Source organism: Chelonobacter oris, from assembly GCF_000772535.1.
Taxonomy (GTDB): domain Bacteria; phylum Pseudomonadota; class Gammaproteobacteria; order Enterobacterales; family Pasteurellaceae; genus Chelonobacter; species Chelonobacter oris.
This window is the reverse complement of sequence record NZ_JSUM01000002.1, coordinates 95,202-112,001: the sequence shown is the minus strand read 5'-3', so window position 1 is coordinate 112,001 and position 16,800 is coordinate 95,202. Positions and strand designations below refer to the sequence as shown.

Annotated in this window: 17 protein-coding genes and 1 other annotated feature; of the genes, 15 read left to right on the top strand and 2 right to left on the bottom strand. The window is 47.6% G+C overall.

Annotated elements, in window-relative coordinates; genetic code table 11:
* Positions 1–20 precede the first annotated feature (20 nt).
* A complete protein-coding gene (gene hisG, locus OA57_RS01170) occupies positions 21–920 on the bottom strand; it encodes an ATP phosphoribosyltransferase (RefSeq protein WP_034612345.1) in 900 nt (299 codons plus the stop codon).
* A 38-nt stretch (positions 921–958) separates the two neighbouring features.
* Positions 959–1,084 (bottom strand) — a sequence feature (His leader region).
* A 97-nt stretch (positions 1,085–1,181) separates the two neighbouring features.
* Positions 1,182–1,829 carry a membrane protein YczE gene (gene yczE, locus OA57_RS01165; RefSeq protein ID WP_034612343.1) on the bottom strand — a complete coding sequence of 216 codons (648 nt, stop codon included), beginning with the start codon at positions 1,827–1,829 and terminating at the stop codon, positions 1,182–1,184.
* 397 nt (positions 1,830–2,226) lie between these two features.
* Between yczE and OA57_RS01160 the strand changes: the two genes are divergently transcribed.
* From OA57_RS01160 to yjjX, 15 genes are all read left to right on the top strand, one after another.
* Positions 2,227–3,315, top strand: coding sequence for a PfkB family carbohydrate kinase (locus OA57_RS01160; protein ID WP_034612520.1), 1,089 nt, complete (start codon positions 2,227–2,229; stop codon positions 3,313–3,315).
* Positions 3,312–4,229, top strand: a complete 918-nt coding sequence (locus tag OA57_RS01155; protein ID WP_034612340.1) for a pseudouridine-5'-phosphate glycosidase — start codon at positions 3,312–3,314, stop codon at positions 4,227–4,229. The genes OA57_RS01160 and OA57_RS01155 overlap by 4 nt, the downstream gene beginning before the upstream one ends.
* A 72-nt stretch (positions 4,230–4,301) precedes the next feature.
* Positions 4,302–5,618 carry a NupC/NupG family nucleoside CNT transporter gene (locus tag OA57_RS01150; protein ID WP_034612338.1) on the top strand — a complete coding sequence of 439 codons (1,317 nt, stop codon included), beginning with the start codon at positions 4,302–4,304 and terminating at the stop codon, positions 5,616–5,618.
* A 49-nt stretch (positions 5,619–5,667) separates the two neighbouring features.
* On the top strand, positions 5,668–7,209 hold the full coding sequence (locus OA57_RS01145) for a YjjI family glycine radical enzyme (RefSeq protein ID WP_034612336.1): 1,542 nt from the start codon (positions 5,668–5,670) through the stop codon (positions 7,207–7,209).
* Positions 7,199–8,026 carry a 4Fe-4S cluster-binding domain-containing protein gene (locus OA57_RS01140; protein ID WP_052122317.1) on the top strand — a complete coding sequence of 276 codons (828 nt, stop codon included), beginning with the start codon at positions 7,199–7,201 and terminating at the stop codon, positions 8,024–8,026. The genes OA57_RS01145 and OA57_RS01140 overlap by 11 nt, the downstream gene beginning before the upstream one ends.
* Positions 8,027–8,243: 217 nt before the next feature.
* Positions 8,244–9,515, top strand: coding sequence for a NupC/NupG family nucleoside CNT transporter (locus OA57_RS01135; RefSeq protein ID WP_034612333.1), 1,272 nt, complete (start codon positions 8,244–8,246; stop codon positions 9,513–9,515).
* An 81-nt stretch (positions 9,516–9,596) separates the two neighbouring features.
* On the top strand, positions 9,597–10,388 hold the full coding sequence (deoC, locus tag OA57_RS01130; protein ID WP_034612331.1) for a deoxyribose-phosphate aldolase: 792 nt from the start codon (positions 9,597–9,599) through the stop codon (positions 10,386–10,388).
* An 18-nt stretch (positions 10,389–10,406) separates the two neighbouring features.
* Complete coding sequence (gene deoB, locus OA57_RS01125; protein WP_034612329.1) at positions 10,407–11,642, top strand: phosphopentomutase; 1,236 nt, start codon at positions 10,407–10,409, stop codon at positions 11,640–11,642.
* A gap of 35 nt (positions 11,643–11,677) precedes the next feature.
* Entirely contained in the window at positions 11,678–12,397 is a 720-nt protein-coding gene (gene deoD / locus OA57_RS01120) for a purine-nucleoside phosphorylase (RefSeq protein WP_034612326.1), read from the top strand.
* Positions 12,398–12,655: 258 nt separating this feature from the next.
* Positions 12,656–13,525: a co-chaperone DjlA gene (djlA, locus tag OA57_RS01115; RefSeq protein WP_034612324.1), complete on the top strand. Its 870-nt coding sequence runs from the start codon at positions 12,656–12,658 to the stop codon at positions 13,523–13,525.
* A complete protein-coding gene (locus OA57_RS01110) occupies positions 13,522–14,136 on the top strand; it encodes a DUF2238 domain-containing protein (RefSeq protein WP_200883579.1) in 615 nt (204 codons plus the stop codon). The genes djlA and OA57_RS01110 overlap by 4 nt, the downstream gene beginning before the upstream one ends.
* Positions 14,133–15,101 (top strand): tRNA dihydrouridine(16) synthase DusC, encoded by a 969-nt coding sequence (gene dusC / locus OA57_RS01105; RefSeq protein ID WP_034612318.1) that lies wholly within the window; start codon positions 14,133–14,135, stop codon positions 15,099–15,101. Before OA57_RS01110 ends, dusC begins: the two co-directional genes overlap by 4 nt.
* Positions 15,098–15,766, top strand: coding sequence for a pyrimidine 5'-nucleotidase (gene yjjG / locus OA57_RS01100; protein WP_034612514.1), 669 nt, complete (start codon positions 15,098–15,100; stop codon positions 15,764–15,766). Before dusC ends, yjjG begins: the two co-directional genes overlap by 4 nt.
* 10 nt (positions 15,767–15,776) lie before the next feature.
* Complete coding sequence (locus tag OA57_RS01095; protein WP_034612316.1) at positions 15,777–16,172, top strand: pyrimidine dimer DNA glycosylase/endonuclease V; 396 nt, start codon at positions 15,777–15,779, stop codon at positions 16,170–16,172.
* Positions 16,169–16,699 carry an inosine/xanthosine triphosphatase gene (gene yjjX, locus OA57_RS01090; RefSeq protein WP_034612314.1) on the top strand — a complete coding sequence of 177 codons (531 nt, stop codon included), beginning with the start codon at positions 16,169–16,171 and terminating at the stop codon, positions 16,697–16,699. The genes OA57_RS01095 and yjjX overlap by 4 nt, the downstream gene beginning before the upstream one ends.
* Positions 16,700–16,800 lie beyond the last annotated feature (101 nt).

Sequence of the window (16,800 nt, the reverse complement as noted above, 5' to 3'; positions counted from 1 at the left end):
ATTCACTATCAAGTGCGGTTTTAGCCCATCATTTTCTCAATCGGCAATACCAGAATCGAGCTGGCGCCGACTTCTTTCAGTTGTTCCATGGTTTCCCAGAACAAATTTTCCTGACTGACCACGTGCATGGCAACTTTGCTGTCATCATGCGCCAACGGCAGGATCGTCGGGTGCTCTACGCCGGGTAAAAGTGCGGTCACCTCTTCCAATTTATCTTTCGGGGCGTGCAGCATGATATATTTGCTTTCACTGGCTTGTTGAACGCCTTGGATACGCGTGAGAAGTTTATCCACTAACGCTTGTTTTTCCGAATCGAGTTCGGCGGCACGTTGAATCAGGCAAGCTTTGGATTGATAGATGATTTCGACTTCCCGCAAACCGTTGGCTTCCAGCGTGGCGCCGGAGGAAACCAAATCACAAATCGCACTTGCCAGTCCGGCGGTGGGGGCGACTTCAACCGAACCGGTCAGCAGACAGTTTTTGAACGGCACGCCCTCTTCCTGCATATAACGTTTTAACAGATTCGGGTAAGAGGTGGCGATGCGTGCGTCTTGCAGATCCTGCACGCTGCTGTAAGGCATATCGCGCGGCACGGCAAGGGAAAGACGGCAACCGCCGAATTCAAGGCGTTTCAGCATTTTGTACTGCACATCTTCGCCGGCAGACAAACGCCCTAATTCCTCTTCTTCCAACACGTTTTCGCCGATAATCCCCAAATCGACCACCCCGTCAAATACCAGTCCGGGAATATCGTCGTCACGCACCCGCAAAATGTCAATCGGCATATTTTCGGAATAGGCAATCAGGCGCTGTTCGTTCCAATTGATTTTCACTCCGCATTGTTTCAGCAATTGTTGTGATTCTTTGCTTAAACGACCTGATTTTTGCATGGCGATGCGTAAACGTTTTTTATTCAACATAGAAACACCTCATTATTTCAAATTTAAAACCGTATATAAAAATAAACCCCTCGAAAGTATCCTTCCGAGGGGTCGTCATTGTTTTACCGTACTTGACTCGGAAGAGGCCTATCTTCCAAGCAACACCAAACGCCTGAAAGAAGAATCAGGGATGATGGTGATGAGCGGTACGGATTATTTTCATTTTTTGTCAATTCCTATCAAGCAGATGTGGTTAACATACTGAATCTGTTTTTATTATGCAAGTATTATTTGCAAAAATTATCGTTTGTTTGCAGCGGTGTTGAAAAAGTGTAGGGTGAGTTGAATCACCCAGCCGATAGAAAATGCAAACAGTAACGTGGCGAGGCCGAGCGTGCCGCCGAGCAGAAAGCCGATAATCGCAACCGCACTTTCCATTGCCGTGCGCACCACGCCGACCTTTAATTTAAAACGTTGGCACAAGCCGACCATCAGTCCGTCGCGCGGGCCGGATCCCATATGACAGGTCAAATAAAAAGCGGATCCGACGCCCATCAGCAAAATTCCGATCAGTGCGTAAACAAAACGACCAAGTGCGGTTTCAGGCGTCTGCATGACGGCGGCACAAAGCCCGAGGGCGATGGCAATCAAAATAATATTTAACAGCGTACCCAAGCCGATTTTCAGCCGTAACGGCAGCCACGCCAACATCACTGCACAACTGACGATAAACGAGGCGACGCCCACGCTGACGCCGGTTTGGAGTGCGATGCCTTGCGATAAAATGGTCCAAGGCGCCGACCCAAGATTGGAAACCAGCAAAAATCCTTCCCCAAGTCCGACCAACAGTAATGACAGACACAACGGCACGAAGCTGTGGAATTTGACTTCCCACAGCCGACTGGCGCTCCATTCGGTTTTCGGCAAAACCGCATATTGTTTTTGCATGGTTTTTGTGGTTCTCGCTAATGCTGTCGTGTTGGCAAAATTGTATAGCAATATGAGGAAATCCGGAAAATAACTTTTTTGTCTTAATTATGCTTATTGTGTCGAAACGGAGACGGAAGGACGAAAAAAGTATTTTAGCGGGCTGTGTTGTCGTTTTCCGCTTCGTTATCTGCCTATCTAAAATACAAGGATAATTTCAAAAATAAAGGAGACGGCGTTATGTATAAAGTGCGGTTTATATTTTGATATAAACCGCATTTTGTGTATCGGATCACATCTTTTTATTTTTTCCACTCTGAATTTGTTATATCGCTCACAGAATGAATAACGGCTTATTTATTTTATGAAATTAAATTTGATAATCAAACAAAAGTTGGAAAATAAACAGGTGTTGGTTATGAGCCGAGAGCAACAAATTTTAGAATTGTTACGCAAAGATCCTTTAATTCCCCAACAACAGATTGCCGATATTTTAGGATTAAGCCGCTCCAGTGTGGCCGGTTATATTATGAATTTAATGCGGAAAGGGCAGATTCGAGGCAAAGGCTATATTTTATCTCCTCAACAACGTGTTGTGACGATCGGCGGAACTAATATGGATATTGCCGGTTATTCTTTGAATAATATCGTATTTTCCGATTCGAACTTGGGTAAAATAAAATGTACCCCCGGTGGGGTAGGGCGGAATATTGCGCAAAATATTGCGATGTTAGGCAAAGAATCGCATTTGATTTCCGTGGTAGGCGACGATCTTTATGGTGAAACCGTCTTGGAGCGAACCAAATTGGCCGGCACTTATGTTGATCGTTGTTATAAATTACATCATGAAGCAACATCGACTTACCTTTCATTACTGGATAATCATGGTGAAATGGTTGTTGCTATTAATGATATGGCGATTTTAAATCATCTAACACCGGCTTTGTTATCTTCACGCCTCGATTTTATTCAGCATTCGAATGTGATTGTATTGGATTGTAATTTAAGCGAGAAAACGTTGGCATGGATCTTGAGTAATAACAATGGTATTCCGATATTTGTTGATCCGGTATCGACCTTTAAGGCGATGAAAATTAAGCACTGGCTTTCACATATTCACACGCTAAAACCTAATCGTTTGGAAGCCGAAGCGCTGAGTGGGCTGGAAATTAAGACCGATGACGATGTGTTGAAGGCGGCGTCTTGGTTTCATGCACAGGGGCTCACCCGTTTAGTACTGAGCATGGGCGTGAAAGGCGTGTATTTTAGCGAGAAAAACGGGGTTTCAGGTTGGGCGGAACCCTTAAAAGTGAACATTATTAATGTCACCGGTGCCGGCGATGCGATGATGGCCGGTTTAGCGTGTTGTTGGCTGGAAAATATGACATTTGCCGACAGTATCCGTTACGCACAAGGCTGTTCCGCCATGGCGTTATCTTCTGAATTGACTAACAATCCCAACCTGTCTGACGATAGTGTTAAAAAACTTTTAGAGGTTCAATTATGAATAAATATCTTGATGTTTCGCCGGAAGTCGCACAAGCGTTAGCGAATAATATCCCTGTCGTGGCACTGGAATCGACCATTATTTCGCACGGTATGCCCTATCCGCAGAATGTTGAAACCGCATTGGAAGTTGAAAAAGTGATTCGTGACAATGGTTCGGTTCCGGCAACGATTGCCATTATACGGGGGAAATTAAAAGCGGGGCTGTCGCGAGAGGAAATTGAATTGCTTGGAAAAGAGGGGCATTCCGTGCAAAAAGTCAGCCGCAGAGATTTGCCGTTTGTCATTGCCGGCAAAAAAAATGGGGCGACAACGGTCGCGGCAACCATGATCATCGCGGCTATGGCAGGGATTAGGGTATTTGCAACGGGCGGTATCGGCGGCGTTCACCGAGGCGCGGAACATACCTTTGATATTTCGGCGGATTTACAAGAATTGGCGCATACGGACGTTGCGGTTGTTTGCGCCGGGGCAAAATCCATTTTGGATTTGGGGCTTACCACGGAATATTTAGAAACTTTTGGGATACCGTTAATCGGTTATCAAACCGATAGATTGCCGGCTTTTTATACGCAAAGCAGTGCTTTTGATGTCGGTATTCGGTTGGATTCGGCAGAATCTATTGCCGAAGCCATGACGGCAAAATGGGCGGTAGGCTTAAAGGGCGGTTTGGTGATTGCCAATCCTATTCCGGTGCAATTTGCCATGGCGGAAGAGAAAATTAATGCGGCGATTGAACAAGCCGTTGAGGAATCGGTGCGGCAAGGTATTGTTGGCAAAGAGAGTACGCCGTTTTTGTTGGCGCGTGTCGCAGAATTGACGGGAGGAGAAAGTCTCAATTCCAATATTAATCTGGTGTTTAATAATGCGAAATTAGCCGCAAAAATTGCCGTATATTACCATCAAATTTGTTGATGAGTCGGGAAGGTGTGAGGTAATGGCTTGAGCTGTCGTCAATAGCGTGTTCATCTGTTCAGTGAGGTTTCTATGAGTTCTTTTCTCAGTATTGTCGGTATTGTTGTTTTATTGTTGATTGCGTTTTTATTATCGAGTAACCGCCGTGCCATTCGTTACCGCACAGTCTTGGGCGCTTTGAGTATGCAAATCGGAATCGGTGCATTAATTCTTTATGTACCGGCAGGCAGAGACGCTTTATTGGCAATGTCGAACGGCGTGCAGCAGGTTATTGATTATGGAAATAATGGGATAGCATTTCTATTCGGCGGTTTGGTCAGTGATAAAATGTTCGAGGTTTTTGATGGCGGCGGTTTTATTTTTGTCTTGAGAGTATTGCCGGTCATTGTCTTTTTTGCCTCGCTTATCTCGGTGCTTTATTATATCGGTATCATGCAGTGGATCATTAAAATTATCGGCGGATTCTTACAGATTGCGTTAAAAACCTCCAAAACGGAATCGATGTCGGCGGCGGCCAATATTTTCGTCGGTCAAACGGAAGCCCCTTTGGTGGTTAAGCCCTATATTGCCAAGATGATACAGTCTGAATTATTTGCGATTATGTGCGGCGGTTTGGCTTCGATAGCCGGTTCTGCTTTAGCCGGCTATGCGGCAATGGGAGTGCCGGTTCCGTATTTGATTGCCGCCTCATTTATGGCTGCCCCCGGCGGGCTGTTATTTGCCAAAATGTTAGTGCCTCAGACTGAAAAGCCGAATGATGATATTGATCACAATACTGCCGAAGACAAACCGGTGAATATATTGGATGCCGCTGCGGCAGGGGCTTCATCCGGTATGCAGTTGGCAATGAATGTCGGGGCTATGTTGTTGGCTTTTGTTGCGCTGATTGCATTATTGAACGGATTAATCGGCGGAATTGGCGTTTGGTTCGGTCAACCGGAATTGAGTTTACAAATGATCTTAGGACGGGTGTTCCAGCCGTTGGCTTATCTGCTTGGCATTCCTTGGAGTGAGGCGCAAGTTGCCGGCGCCATGATTGGGCAGAAGTTAGTGATTAATGAGCAAGTTGCCGGCGCCATGATTGGGCAGAAGTTAGTGATTAATGAGTTTGTTGCCTATTTGGATTTCAGCCGTTATTTAGGTGAAAATCCACCGATGATATTGAGCGATAAGACCAAGGCGATCATTACTTTTGCACTGTGCGGTTTTGCCAATTTAGGTTCGATTGCGATCCTGATCGGCGGTATCGGCACGTTGGCGCCAAACCGTAGGGCGGATATCGCCCGCATGGGCATTAAGGCGGTAATTGCAGGATCACTCTCCAATTTAATGAGTGCGACCATCGCCGGTTTGTTTATCGGCTTGACGGGTGTCGCATTAGTCGGCTAGTTATAGTATTTTAGAACAGAATTTTTATGGATTGAACCAAGGAGCATGCATGTTGGCAACATTACAGGATATTTTGGATACGGTGAAAGCGGAAAATTTAACCTATCAACAAAAATTGATGACGTTGGGGAATATTGCCGAACGCTTGATTGATCCCAGAGAGCTGCTCGGCTACAGCGAAGAAGAGTGGGCTTATCTTGAGAATCAAATGATTTGCGATTTGAATGAAGGATATGCAATCTATCGGCCGCGTTATATTTTGCCGGACTATTCGGTATATCTCGCCAACGGATGTCGGTTTCTGGATTTGCCTGTGCCGACAACACTGGATGAGGTGTTGGACGGGCTGTTGATTATTTATTCCCATGTTCCTTCGATCACCACATTCCCGGTCTATATCGGGCGGTTGGACAGTCTGCTGGAACCGTTTATGACCAACGAGGCGGAGGATTACGTCAAAATCAAACGCTTCTTAAATCATATTGATAAAACCGTACCAGATTCATTTTGCCATGCCAATGTCGGCCCTTATGAAACCACCGCCGGCAAACTGATTTTACAGGCGGTGATTGAATTGGAAAACACCACGCCGAACATGACGATTCGCTATGACAAACAGAAAACATCACGCCGATTTGCCGAATTGGCGGCAAAAGCCTGTTTGCTGGTGTCGAAGCCGTCTTTTGCCAATGATGCTTATTATACCGCCGACTTAGGTGAAGAATACGGCATTGCAAGTTGCTACAATGCACTGCCGGAGTGCGGCGGCGCTTATACCTTGACCCGTTTACGGCTGGGGACGATTGCCAGAGCGTGTACGTCGGTGGACGAAATGGTTGAACATTTATTACCGAAAGTCGCCAAACTGGCGCTGTCGACCATGGATAAAAGGCATAAATTCATCGTAGAACAGAGCCACTTTTTCAAGTCCAGTTTTCTGGCACAGGAAGGCTTTATCAAACAAACCAATTTCAGCGGTATGTTTGCGATAGTCGGGTTGGCTGATGCAACTAATCACCTGTTGCAACAAGAGGGATTGACGGAAACCTTTGGGCAGAGTGCGCGCGGCGAAGAGATAGCTACGGCGATTATGGAAAAACTGCAAGCGATTAACAATGAACATCACGGCATATATGCACAGAGAACGAGCGGGCGTTATTTATTGCACGCTCAAGTCGGTGCGAGTAATCACGAGGAAGATAAGGGCAATACGCCGGCGCACCGTATCAAAGTCGGTCAGGAACCGACTTTGTTGGCACACTTAAAACAGTCGGCGCCGTATCACCAATATTTCCCGTCCGGAACCGGCGATTTGTTTGCATTTGATCAAACGTATACCGATCACTTGGATGCCGTTGTCGATATTATCGACGGTGCTTTTGCTTTGGGTTACCGCTATATCACGACTTATCTGAAAAATACCGATTTGATTCGGGTGACAGGCTATCTGGTCAAGAAAAGCGAGGTAGAGCGTTTTCGCAAAGGTGAAGCCGTACTGCGTGATACAACCTGGTTCGGCTCGGGAACAGACGAGTGCGCACAAGTGTTCGATCGCCAATTGCGCGATACGGACGATGTTAATGCCGCATAAGCATCTGTACAAAAATGAAAAGTGCGGTATTCAAACCGCACTTTGCAATCTGTTTGTGCCGTTGCACCGAATTATTCCGTTTTCCAATGTGGAAGGTGCGGGGAATCGCATCAGTCTCTTTTTGCAGGGCTGCAAGCTGAATTGCTTGTATTGCCATAATCCGGAAACCATTCCCCGTTATACCGCCGAAAGCAAAGCGGTCAGTTTGCAATATCTGTACGAACAGATACAGGCGTCAATGCCGTTTATTCGCGGGATTACCGTGTCGGGCGGGGAACCGACAATTCATCACCGTAAATTAGTACCGTTATTTCACGCCGTGCATGATTTAGGCTTGAGCTGTTATTTGGATTCGAGCGGTTTTTTTGAATTCGACGCCATGCGGAGTCTGATTGGCGTGACCGACAAATTTTTATTTGATCTGAAAGGCAGCGGATTGGGCTTACAGAGCTTGTGTTTTGATCGAAAAAACCAACAGGGTATCGTGCCGGATAACCTGCTCGGCGAACAGCGAATCAAGCCCGCCAACTTAGCGCGTAATATGGAGAATTTACGTCGTTTACTGCCGCTGGGTAAAATTGAAGAAGTCCGTCTGGTTGTGGTGAACGGATTTTTTGATGCTTATGAATTGGTGGAAAACGTAGCGGTATTGCTGAAGCCTTATCCGGACGTGGTGTTAAAGCTGATTCGGGTTCACAGCAAAGGCTGCCGTGATCCGCAAGGTATTGCAAGATTGACCCCGAAGGTCGAAGCGATGGCACATTTGGCAGAGCATGCGGCAAAGTGCGGTATAGAAAGGGTGGTTACGGTTTATTGAGCTTCAAACGAATATTTTTTGTTCATTCGAGCCGACGCATTTTCTAAAAAGTTGATTTTGATCGCATTATGAATAATCTTTTCAGCTTTTTTTGAAAAAAGAGGTATAGTGAGCAAAATCAAAAAACTATCAACATAAACATACGTTTTTATCGATAGTGAGTTTGATGTTTTGGTAGCAAAAATTTTAAAAATTATTTTATGTTTTCGAGGTTAATATGGACTCATTAATGAGTGTTTTGGGAATCATTGCGCTGTTGGCAATTGCATTTCTGTTATCGAATAATCGCAAAGCGATTAATTTGCGTACCGTATTGGGTGCGTTGGCCCTTCAGATTGGTATCGGCGCCCTGATTCTTTATGTCGAAGCCGGTCAAAAAGTCCTGTTGTCGGCTGCGGAAGGCGTGCAGCGGGTTATTGATTACGGCAAGGAAGGCACGGCTTTCCTGTTCGGCGGCTTGGTCAGCGATAAAATGTTCGAAGTCTTTGGCGGCGGCGGTTTTGTTTTTGCCTTGCACGTATTGCCGGCGATTGTTTTCTTTGCCTCTTTGATTTCGGTTCTGTATTACATCGGCGTGATGCAGTGGGTGATTAAAATTATCGGCGGCTTTTTGCAATTGGTATTGAAAACCTCGAAAACCGAATCGATGTCGGCGGCGGCCAATATTTTTGTCGGTCAAACCGAAGCGCCGTTGATTGTTAAGCCTTATATCGCCCGTATGACCGAGTCGGAGCTGTTTGCGATTATGTGCGGCGGCTTGGCGTCGGTTGCCGGTTCGGTTATGATTGGTTATGCGCAAATGGGCGTGCCGTTGCCGTATCTGATAGCCGCTTCTTTCATGGCTGCACCGGGCGGTTTATTGTTTGCTAAGATTTTGATTCCGCAAACCGAAAATCCGCATGACGATATCGACCGTGACGGTTTGGACGAAAAACCGGCCAATGTGTTGGATGCCGCAGCGGCAGGCGCCTCTTCCGGTTTGCAATTGGCGCTGAATGTCGGGGCGATGTTATTGGCATTCGTGGCATTGATTGCCTTACTGAACGGGATTATCGGCGGTATCGGCGGCTGGTTCGGCAATCCGGATCTGACGCTGCAAATGTTGCTCGGCTATGTATTCCAACCGTTGGCTTTCATTATCGGTGTACCGTGGAGTGAAGCGAATATTGCCGGTTCGATGATCGGGCAAAAACTGGTGATTAACGAATTTGTGGCCTATTTGGATTTCGTACAATATCTCGGGGCGGATTCACCGGTGGCATTAAGTGAAAAAACCAAAGCGATCATCACCTTTGCGCTGTGCGGCTTTGCCAATTTCAGTTCGATTGCCATCTTAATCGGCGGCTTGGGCACGATGGCGCCAAATCGCCGTTCCGACGTGTCTCGTTTGGGAATTAAAGCGGTTATTGCCGGTTCCTTGTCCAATTTGATGAGTGCTTGTATCGCAGGCTTGTTTATCGGCTTGACCGGGATCGCATTGGTCGGCTAATCATCAATAATAACATAACGCTAAACACCACGCTTGACGTGGTGTTTGTCATTATCGAATAGCATAAAAAACGGAGTAAATATGACAACATTCGATGACTTGAACAAGACTGCCGAACTGGCGCTTGGTTTAATGGATTTAACCAGTTTGAATGAAAATGATACCGATGAGGTGATTACCGCACTTTGCCGACAGGCGAAAACCGATTTTGGGGCGCCTGCGGCGGTTTGTGTGTATCCGCGCTTTATCCCGATTGCACGCAAGACCCTGAAAGCGTTAGGTTTGGAGCAAGTGAAAATTGCCACGGTCACCAATTTTCCGCACGGCAATGATGATATTGAGATTGCCGTTGCTGAAACCAGGGCGGCGATCGCTTACGGTGCCGATGAAGTGGATGTGGTGTTTCCGTACCGCACTTTGCTGAAAGGGAATGAAAAGTGCGGTTTCGATCTGGTCGGCGCCTGTAAAAAAGTCTGTGCGGAAAACGGCGTCTTACTGAAAGTGATTATTGAAAGCGGCGAGCTGCAAACGGCGGAGCTGATTCGCAAAGCTTCTGAAATTGCCATCAATGCCGGCGCAGATTTTATCAAAACGTCAACCGGCAAAGTCAGCGTTAATGCCACGCCGCAAGCGGCAAAAATCATGTTGCAGACCATTGCCGATCTGAATGTGCGGCAGCATGTCGGCTTTAAAGCGGCGGGCGGTGTGCGCACGGCGGCGGACGCACGCGATTATTTGCAGTTGGCGGCGGATATTTTAGGCGAACAGTGGATTAACCCGACACATTTCCGTTTCGGCGCTTCGGGATTATTAACCGATTTATTGGGAACTTTGGGGGCTGAAACCCAGTCTAATTCAGCAACTGTATATTAATAATAAGGACAAAAAACCATGAAACGTGCATTTATTTTAATGATGGATTCCTTTGGCATCGGCGCAGCGGCAGATGCCGATAAATTCGGTGATGTCGGATCCGATACTTTAGGGCATATTGCCGAACAGTGTGCGGCGGGCAAAGCGGACAATGAACACCGCAGCGGGGCGCTAAAACTGCCTAACCTGACCAAACTGGGGTTGGCAATGGCGGCGAAAGAATCGACGGGGCGTGTGCCGGCAGGCATGGACGCCGAAGCCGACATTATCGGCGGTTATGCTTTTGCCAAAGAGATTTCGTCCGGTAAAGACACCCCGTCGGGTCATTGGGAGATTGCCGGTGTGCCGGTATTGTTCGATTGGGGGTATTTTAAGGATCATCAGAATAGCTTTCCGCAAGCGTTGCTGGATCGTATCGTGGAAAAAAGCGGTATTCCGGGCTATTTAGGCAATTGCCACTCCTCCGGCACGGTCATTCTGGACGAATTGGGCGAAGAGCACATGAAAACCGGCAAACCGATTTTTTATACTTCTGCCGATTCGGTCTTTCAAATTGCCTGTCATGAAGAAACCTACGGGCTGGAAAAATTGTACGAGCTGTGCCATATCGTACGTGAAGAGCTGGAAGGCTATAATATCGGGCGTGTGATTGCGAGACCGTTTGTCGGCGAGAAAGCCGGTGAATTTAAACGCACCGGCAACCGTCATGATTATTCGATTGAGCCGCCTTCAGCCACGGTGTTGCAAAAACTGGTGGACGAAAAGCAAGGCGAGGTCGTTTCTATCGGCAAAATTGCCGATATTTATGCACACACCGGCATTACCGGCAAAGTGAAAGCGACCGGTTTGGAAGAGATTTACGACAAAACCATCGCCGAAATTCAAGCGGCGGGGGACAACACTATTGTATTCCCGAATTTTGTCAACTTTGATTCCGATTACGGCCATCGCCGAGATGTGGCGGGCTATGCCCAAGCGCTGGAATATTTTGATTCCCGCTTGCCGGAAGTGTTGAAGCTGGTGCAGGAAGGGGATTTGTTGATCATCACCGCCGATCACGGCTGCGATCCGACTTGGACAGGCACCGATCATACCCGTGAACATGTTCCGGTATTGTTGTACGGCAGTGATGTACCGAAAGGTTTCTTGGGCAAACGTGAAACCTTTGCCGATATCGGACAGACTCTTGCCAATTATTTCGGCGTGTCGGCGATGGATTACGGCACGACGATAATTGATTTTCAAAAAAACTAATTTCACACTAATTTATTGAAACGAGGATATTTATTATGGCCACACCACATATCAATGCCGCTGACGGCGCATTTGCCGATGTTGTTTTAATGCCGGGCGATCCGCTGCGTGCCAAATACATTGCGGAAACTTTTTTACAAGATGCACAAGAAGTAACCAATGTGCGTAATATGCTGGGTTATACCGGCACGTATAAAGGGCGTAAAATTTCGATTATGGGGCACGGCATGGGCATTCCGTCCTGCTCGATTTATGCTAAAGAACTGATCACCGAATACGGCGTGAAGAAAATCATTCGTGTCGGCTCTTGCGGCGCAGTACGTCACGATGTGAAAATCCGCGACGTGGTGATCGGCTTGGGGGCGTGTACTGATTCCAAAGTCAACCGTATCCGTTTTAAAGATAATGATTTTGCCGCCATTGCGGATTATTCCATGGTTGCCGCCGCAGTTGAAGCGGCGAAACAAAAAGGCGTAAACGTGCAGGTCGGCAACCTGTTCTCCGCCGATTTGTTCTACACGCCTGATGTGGAAATGTTTGATTATATGGAGAAATACGGCATTTTGGGCGTAGAAATGGAGGCCGCCGGTATTTACGGCGTTGCGGCGGAATTCGGTGCTAAAGCGCTGACGATCTGCACCGTTTCCGATCATATCCGCACTCACGAGCAAACCAGCGCCGAAGAACGTCAATTGACGTTTAACGAAATGATTGAAATTGCATTGGAATCGGTACTGATTGGCGACCAAGCCTAAAGTGCGGTTTGGAATTGCAGTAACTTATTGAAGCATTAGTTTATTTCAAAATAGGGGGCGGATTTGATATCCGCCCCTACTTTTGTTATTTATATTTCGTGATGTCGAGTTTATTCACAATCAGGCAGCCTTTGGGTTGCCTTTTGTTTTTATCTGCTGTCGGACAGGCAAAGTGCGGTTAACCGACGAGAGAAACATTTTCTAACCGCGCGTGAATCAGGTAGAATAACCGCACTTTGATTGGCTTTGGAAAGAAAAATGAACTTTATCGGAAAAATTATCGGTTTTATTCTCGGCTACCGTTTCGGTGGTTTTTGGGGCGCGATTTTCGGCACGGTGCTGGGGCATTTTGCCGATAAAAAAATCTACGAAATGGGCAGCGTAAGCTCCTCGTTTTTTAGTAGAAGCCTGACCAGACAGCAGCTTTTTCTGCAAACGACCTTTGCGGTGATGGGGCATTTAAGCAAAGCAAAAGGGCGGGTGACAGAAGAAGATATTCAACTGGCGCAGGGCTTTATGAGCCGTTTGAACTTAGACGCCAATGCTCGTCGTATGGCGCAAGAGGCATTTAATCGCGGCAAGCAGGCGGATTTTCCGATTCGTCAGGTGATTCGTGAATTTCGTTTCGGCTGTGGCCGCCGTCCTGATTTGCTGCGGATGTTTCTGGATATTCAAATCCAGACCGCGCTTGCCGATAACCATTTGGAGCAGAGTGAAAAGCAATTATTAGGTGTGATCGCACAAGAGCTGGGGCTGTCGCAAATGCAGTTTGAGCAGATGATGGCGATGATTTATGCCTCGCAGCAGTTTGCTGCCGGCGGGCAATATCAACAGGGCGATTATCAACAAGGCGGCTATCAGCAGCAAGATAACGGTTATCAAAGCGGGCGGTCTTACCGCACTTCTCATGGCGATAATCTGCAAGCGGCATATCAAGTGTTGGGCGTGAGCGCCACCGATGAACAGATTGTCGTGAAACGGGCATACCGCAAGCTGATGAACGAATATCATCCGGATAAACTGGTGGCGAAAGGCTTACCGCCGGAGATGATGGAAATGGCAAAAGAGAAAGCGCAAAAAATTCAGGCGGCATATGACATGATTTGCAAAAGTAAAGGCTGGAAATGATGTCGCAACGACAATGGTTCCCGCCTTTTTTGGCGTTATGCATTGCGGCGGTTGCGCTTTGGTCGGGTATCGAACCCTATTCCAGAGCGGTTTGGTATGCGGAAGTTACGCCTATTTTTATCGTATTTTTTGCGTTGATTTTCACTTATCGCCGCTTTCAATTCAGCCATTGGGCTTATATTTTAATGAGTTTGTGGCTGATTCTGCATTTAATCGGTGCGCATTATACGTTTGAATTGGTGCCGTTCGAATGGGCGAACCGCTGGCTTAGCGGCTGGTTGGGTGAAGAGCGCAACCATTTTGATCGGGCGGCGCATTTTATTATCGGTTTCTACAGCTTTCCGATGGCGGAGTGGCTGCTGCGCCGAAAATTGTGCGGGCCGGTGTTGGCGGGGTTTTTCTCCCTGTTTTTCATTATGAGCATTGCTGCCGGCTATGAGCTGATTGAGTGGCAATATGCGGTGATCGCCGGCGGTGATGACGGCATTGCCTTTTTGGGATCGCAGGGCGATGAATGGGACGCGCAAAAAGACATTCTGGCCGATACGCTCGGGGCGTTGACCGCACTTGCCTTGTTTTATCTGGTACGTACGGATAAAACGTTTTCATGACCCGTGTGATTCTCGCCCCTATGCAGGGCGTACTGGATCCGTTGCTGCGTCATTTACTGACGCAAGTGAATGATTACGATTTATGTATATCAGAATTCGTGCGGGTGGTGGATCAACTGTTGCCGAAAAAAGCGTTCTACCGCCTTTGTCCGGAGCTCAACCAACACGGTTATACCGCCGGCGGCACGCCGGTGCGGGTGCAGTTATTGGGGCAGTTTCCCGACTGGCTGGCGGAAAATGCACAAAGAGCGGTCGAGTTGGGATCGCACGGTGTTGATCTGAATTGTGGTTGCCCGTCAAAAACGGTAAACAACAGTCAAGGCGGCGCTTCATTACTAAAACAGCCGGAGCTGATTTATCAAGCGACCAAGGCGATTCGTGCCGCCGTTGATAAAAAACAGATTGTCAGTGTTAAAGTGCGGTTAGGTTGGGACAGTGATGCCGCAGCCTTCGAAATTGCCGATGCGGTGCAGCAAGGCGGTGCCGATGAAATCACTATTCACGGGCGTACCAAAACCGACGGTTATCGTGCCGAACGAATTAACTGGGCGAAAATCGGTGAAATTCGGCAACGGTTAACCATTCCGGTGATCGCCAACGGTGAAATCTGGAATTGGCAGGACGGGCAGGATTGCCTGTCGGTAACCGGCTGTAAGGCGGTGATGATCGCACGCGGCGCATTGAATATTCCCAATCTCAGCCGAGTGGTGAAATATAACGCACCCAAATTGGCATGGGCTGAGGCGTTGCAATTGCTGTATCAATATGTAAATCTGGAAAAACAGGACGACAGCGGCTTTTATCATGCAGCACGAATTAAACAGTGGCTGCGTTATTTAGAGAAAGAATATGTCGAGGCAAAACAACTGTTTGAGTTGATTAAAACCGAACATGGTTATGCCGGCTTGAAAGCTGAGGTCGAACGCCAAACCGCACTTTACCAAACACTAAAGGACTCATGTTGAAATACGATTGGATTTTTTTTGATGCCGACGAAACCCTGTTTTCGTTTGACGCATTCAGTGGTTTACGCCGAATGTTCGCTCAATACGGTGTGGATTTCGAACCACACCATTTTGAGCAATACCGCGCCCTGACCAAACCGTTGTGGGAGGCTTATCACCACGGCAAAATCAGTGCCGATGAGCTGCAAACCACCCGTTTTAATCAATGGGCGAAGCAATTGAGCCGTGATCCGCGCGAGCTCAACCATGCCTACTTGATCGCAATGGCGGATGTATGCCGGCCGCTGGACGGTGTAGAGCAGATGTTGGGCGAGCTGGCGGGGCAAGTGCGGTTTGGGATTATCACCAACGGTTTCACCGCATTACAGGATTTACGCTTGCAGCGCACCGGTTTGAAACCGCACTTTGAGTTTGTGGTGATTTCGGAAAATATCGGCTTGCCGAAACCGCATTCCGGCATTTTTGAACACGCCCTGAGCTTAGCGGGTGCGGAGAAAAGTGCAGTGCTGATGGTGGGCGATACGTTGGAAACCGATATTCTGGGCGGACAAAACAGCGGGCTGGATACCTGCTGGCTCAGCCACGGCAAGGAAAATACTACCGCTATCCAACCGACCTACCGGATTGCCTCTATGGACAAACTCGCGCCATTGGTGCGCGCATAGGCAGGCGACGATGACTCGAATTAATGTTGTGCCGCCGCAGGAATTGTGTGATCAGCATCTGCTGGCTGAACACCGCGAACTGACCCGAATTCCGAATGCGATCGTTAAGGGGAAATACAGCCTTGACGGCCAACCGCTTGATTATAAATTGGGTACGGGGCATGTGAAATTTTTCATGAATAAACTGACGTTTCTGCATGACCGTTATCAGGCATTACATCAAGAATGTTTGGCGCGCGGCTTTAAGGTCAACAACCGTTGGCCACAGAATTTACCGTCGGATTCGTCGTTATGGCTGGATTATCAGCCGACAGAAACCGCACTTTGGCTAAACCGTGAACGGATTGCCGAGCGAATGCCGCTGAAAGCCCGTTTTACTGCGGCAGCAATGGAGAAATACGAATGAAACAAGTGGTAATCGCATCGACTAACCCGGTCAAAATCAATGCCGTCAAGGCGGCCTTGGCGCAAATTTTCGCCGATGACGCGTTTGAATTTATCGGCGCAAAATCCGAATCGGGCGTTTCTGATCAGCCGATGAGCATGGCGGAAACAAAGTGCGGTGCGGTGAATCGTATCCGCTATTGCCGACAGCATTACCCTGCGGCGGATTTTTATGTTGCGATTGAGGCCGGAGTCGAACGCTTTGATTATGGGGCGGCAACTTGCGCCTATATCGTCATCAGCGATAACGTGCGGTTGTCAGTCGGACGCAGCGCAGAATTGCCGATTCCGTTGCATATTTTTGAACAGCTGAGTCCGAACATCGAGCTGGGGACGGTTTTGGATAAGCTGTTTCAAACCGAAAACATCAAACAGAAAGGCGGCGCAATGAGTTTGCTGACACATGGCAATGCCAGCCGACAAGGCGTTTATCAACAAGCGGTTATTCTGGCAATGGCGCCGTTTTTGCAGCCAGATCTGTTTTTATAATTCCCCGGATTGGCGGTTTAAACGATATATTGCGCTAATATGATAAATTATTAGCGATTTTAGGCAAAATATCTGTATAATGAAACCGCTTATACTCTTTG

Bases quoted from the DNA above. Each gene is read 5' to 3' on its own strand.
- hisG (WP_034612345.1), bottom strand. From the start codon at position 920: ATGTTGAATAAAAAACGTTTACGCATCGCCATGCAAAAATCAGGTCGT.
- yczE (WP_034612343.1), bottom strand. From the start codon at position 1,829: ATGCAAAAACAATATGCGGTTTTGCCGAAAACCGAATGGAGCGCCAGT.
- OA57_RS01160 (WP_034612520.1), top strand. From the start codon at position 2,227: ATGAGCCGAGAGCAACAAATTTTAGAATTGTTACGCAAAGATCCTTTA.
- OA57_RS01155 (WP_034612340.1), top strand. From the start codon at position 3,312: ATGAATAAATATCTTGATGTTTCGCCGGAAGTCGCACAAGCGTTAGCG.
- OA57_RS01150 (WP_034612338.1), top strand. From the start codon at position 4,302: ATGAGTTCTTTTCTCAGTATTGTCGGTATTGTTGTTTTATTGTTGATT.
- OA57_RS01145 (WP_034612336.1), top strand. From the start codon at position 5,668: ATGTTGGCAACATTACAGGATATTTTGGATACGGTGAAAGCGGAAAAT.
- OA57_RS01140 (WP_052122317.1), top strand. From the start codon at position 7,199: ATGCCGCATAAGCATCTGTACAAAAATGAAAAGTGCGGTATTCAAACC.
- OA57_RS01135 (WP_034612333.1), top strand. From the start codon at position 8,244: ATGGACTCATTAATGAGTGTTTTGGGAATCATTGCGCTGTTGGCAATT.
- deoC (WP_034612331.1), top strand. From the start codon at position 9,597: ATGACAACATTCGATGACTTGAACAAGACTGCCGAACTGGCGCTTGGT.
- deoB (WP_034612329.1), top strand. From the start codon at position 10,407: ATGAAACGTGCATTTATTTTAATGATGGATTCCTTTGGCATCGGCGCA.
- deoD (WP_034612326.1), top strand. From the start codon at position 11,678: ATGGCCACACCACATATCAATGCCGCTGACGGCGCATTTGCCGATGTT.
- djlA (WP_034612324.1), top strand. From the start codon at position 12,656: ATGAACTTTATCGGAAAAATTATCGGTTTTATTCTCGGCTACCGTTTC.
- OA57_RS01110 (WP_200883579.1), top strand. From the start codon at position 13,522: ATGATGTCGCAACGACAATGGTTCCCGCCTTTTTTGGCGTTATGCATT.
- dusC (WP_034612318.1), top strand. From the start codon at position 14,133: ATGACCCGTGTGATTCTCGCCCCTATGCAGGGCGTACTGGATCCGTTG.
- OA57_RS01095 (WP_034612316.1), top strand. From the start codon at position 15,777: ATGACTCGAATTAATGTTGTGCCGCCGCAGGAATTGTGTGATCAGCAT.
- yjjX (WP_034612314.1), top strand. From the start codon at position 16,169: ATGAAACAAGTGGTAATCGCATCGACTAACCCGGTCAAAATCAATGCC.